This window comes from uncultured Kiloniella sp. (genome assembly GCF_937128705.1).
Taxonomy (GTDB): domain Bacteria; phylum Pseudomonadota; class Alphaproteobacteria; order Kiloniellales; family Kiloniellaceae; genus Kiloniella.
Genome location: NZ_CAKZMP010000039.1, coordinates 1 through 2,752, shown reverse-complemented (window position 1 = coordinate 2,752; position 2,752 = coordinate 1). Strand labels below are relative to the sequence as shown.

General features: G+C 43.4%; 3 protein-coding genes. All 3 read right to left on the bottom strand.

Features of this window, described 5'->3' with window-relative positions; all coding sequences use genetic code 11:
* Positions 1 to 324 precede the first annotated feature (324 nt).
* Positions 325 to 660 (bottom strand): YdbL family protein, encoded by a 336-nt coding sequence (locus Q0241_RS02220; protein ID WP_299372380.1) that lies wholly within the window; start codon positions 658 to 660, stop codon positions 325 to 327.
* Between the two features lie 25 nt (positions 661 to 685).
* Complete coding sequence (locus Q0241_RS02215) at positions 686 to 916, bottom strand: YnbE family lipoprotein (protein ID WP_299372377.1); 231 nt, start codon at positions 914 to 916, stop codon at positions 686 to 688.
* A gap of 102 nt (positions 917 to 1,018) precedes the next feature.
* Positions 1,019 to 2,752 (bottom strand): YdbH domain-containing protein (locus tag Q0241_RS02210; protein WP_299372374.1); only part of this gene is annotated, 1,734 nt, incomplete at its 5' end.

Here is a 2,752-nt window from a genome sequence, read left to right as displayed (position 1 = left end):
CTAAAATTGAACGCTAGCCACGACAGTTCACGATTAATGAAACGCTTAGGTGATTTTGTAGTCAGCCAATCACAACCAGGATGATCAGTGTTCGTTTCACAGTCTTCGGGGTTCGCATCCGGAAGGTCAACAGCCAGATCATCCATCGTAAATTCCTAACCTTTTACACAATCAGACTGATTGCACTAACAAGGTCAGGTTTCAGTTTCATGTCAGATTAAGCAAAGGAATCTGACAATCCATATTCAAAACTACACGCAAAGAAAAAGCCCCGCCAAATGGCAGGGCTTTACAATTGAGCTTTAAGATCAATAACGAGTTACTTCATTTCTGTACCCAAGAACCATCTTCGGCCTGGAACCAGGTTCCGCTTGGGGCTTTACTCATAATTTGCTTGGCATAAACCATGCCGACTTGCTTGACACTAACACCTTCTTTGTTTGCCCGCTCTTGATAGATCTGCGTGCGTTTTGCATTTGTCGCAGACACAAAATCAGATGCAGAGCCATCACGCGCAACAGCCATACCATCGTAGCGTTCACCGACGGCCCCAGAACTGCGCAAACTATCAAGATCAGCAGCCCAAGCTGTTGGAATGACGGATGCAAACGCAAAAGCCAGGAACAGAACTCTCAACATTTTCATGCTATTCAAAACCATTGTTTCAGTTTCCTCCACCGGCAATCTAGAAGAGATTTGGATTATTATTGATGTCATCTTTCGCCTGATCTTCCAGACGAACACGTACTTCAGCATCCAACTTGATATTAAGGTTGATCGTAATCGGCTCTCTCGGTGCCTCGACCTTAACAGTTGGCGTACAAGCCTGAAGCCCTATTACAACCGCGGCAACAAGAACAAGCTGCTTGTTTATATTTTCATTCAGAAGGCCACCCAAGGCGTTATCCTCTGCCATTAAACATTAAATCTTCCCAACAATAGTCACTGAAATAAGGCAAGGGAAAGGCATTTTTAACCCTCTTTGCAAATTCGGCATCATTTCAAATAGCCTTACGACCTACTTATTAAGCAACCCAGAGACCAAACCCCTCGAAATTTTTTGCCCCTGTAAAAGAACAGCAAGCAAAGGCTCAACCTTTGTTTCAAGATTGATATTCAATTGGAAAGGATGCCCGTCGAGAACATCTTTATTTGCACCACTAATGCCAAGGCTCACCTGAGCGGCGGAATTGATAGGCTTATTAATATCCAGCGTGAGCTTAGTGTATTCAAAGTTGTGCAAAGCCTTCACCAATAGTTCAACCTGTTCGCCGCCGGCGGCCAAAGCATCCGCAATTAATTGGGAACGTATTTGTAATACACCTGGCCCTTCTGTTGCCAAGGCTCCCTTTTCAATAATAATTTGCTCTCCCTCAAATTTAATTGGGATTTCGCCTGTTAACTGCCCCGTACCACTAAGATCTTCGCGCCCAATTAATGTAAAAAGTTCTTTTAAGTCCAACTTATTAACCTGCAACCGTATTGATTTTTGATCTGCAAGAACCGGAATTTTTTGAGGAACAAAACCAAGATGACCACCAGCAATCATTAACTCGGCAGTCCGAAGATCAACGATAAAATCATCTACTTCAGGCACAACACCAAACACCAGTTCAATATCCGAGATTGGAACCCCGGCATCAAAAGAAGCAATCTCAAGCTTCTGCCCAGGCGGTAAAACGGGTTCTGTTATACCCTGAAAGAAAAACCGTCCAACTAAATCTTTAAAAGGAAGTTCGTTAATTTCTGCATCAGATAGATCCACATTCAAATACCCCTGCCCCTTAGGGACACCTTTTTTGATCACCACCTCAACACCGCCAGAAACCGAACCATCACGAACCTTCAGATCAGATAAGTGGGGGGTAAAAAATTTCGGCTGCATACCATATTCATCAAATGAAATCAGTGGGATAACGATATCAATGTTTCCATTAAGAGAGATTAAATCCAGATTGCCTTCAAGATTTAACAATTGCGTTCCCTCAAGAAGTTTTACATCAGCAGATAAAGCCGTCTTTGCTAGGGAACCTGATGTCTTACTCTTAACGAACAATGCGGGTAAACCAAGTTCAGAATCTTCCTGTTTGATGTTCGCTTCTGATCGGCTATCAAGGATAAGTTCCTGAACATCAAAGTCATTCGCAGGTTGGAAAAATGGCGTAGAGACATCATTACGAACGGAGCTGATCTTTAGCTTTTGATCCGACAATTCGACTTCAGATATTGTTGTCCCGATATGCCAGTTATCCCCCACGCGTCCCTGAATATTGCTCTGAAGGTTAGAAACAATAATGTCCTTGTTGTCTTCAATCAGATTAAGCTTCAGGGCTTTAACAAGAAGGGTACCGGAAACACTCTTGAGCTCCACCGCGTTTTCCGCTGTATTTGGAAGAACTTGAAACTCACTCTCGATATTTTTAAAAGAAAAGGTATGAGGTGCTTGGGTCCGAACAACACTGGGGACCTCCAACGTTACAAGCTCAACTTGCCCCTTATCACTCCTGAACAGCACCTTGCCCTTATCTACATAATAACTTCCTTGTGCGGCACCTTGCTTAACCTTGAGTAGATATTCAGTCTGCCCTTTAGACTGAATATTATCAACGCCCTCTGTTTTGATGTTCCAATCACCGCGCCAACTCTCAGTGGTATCTTGTGATACAGTCACGGCGAATGACCCATCAGATATTTTATATCCGGCAAGCTCTAATCCTTTGCCCCTGACATCAAGAACCGCGTTATCAAGTCG

What these genes read in the sequence shown, in the direction of transcription:
- Q0241_RS02215 (WP_299372377.1), bottom strand. Translation starts at nt 916, where the DNA reads ATGGCAGAGGATAACGCCTTGGGTGGCCTTCTGAATGAAAATATAAAC.
- Q0241_RS02220 (WP_299372380.1), bottom strand. Translation starts at nt 660, where the DNA reads ATGGTTTTGAATAGCATGAAAATGTTGAGAGTTCTGTTCCTGGCTTTT.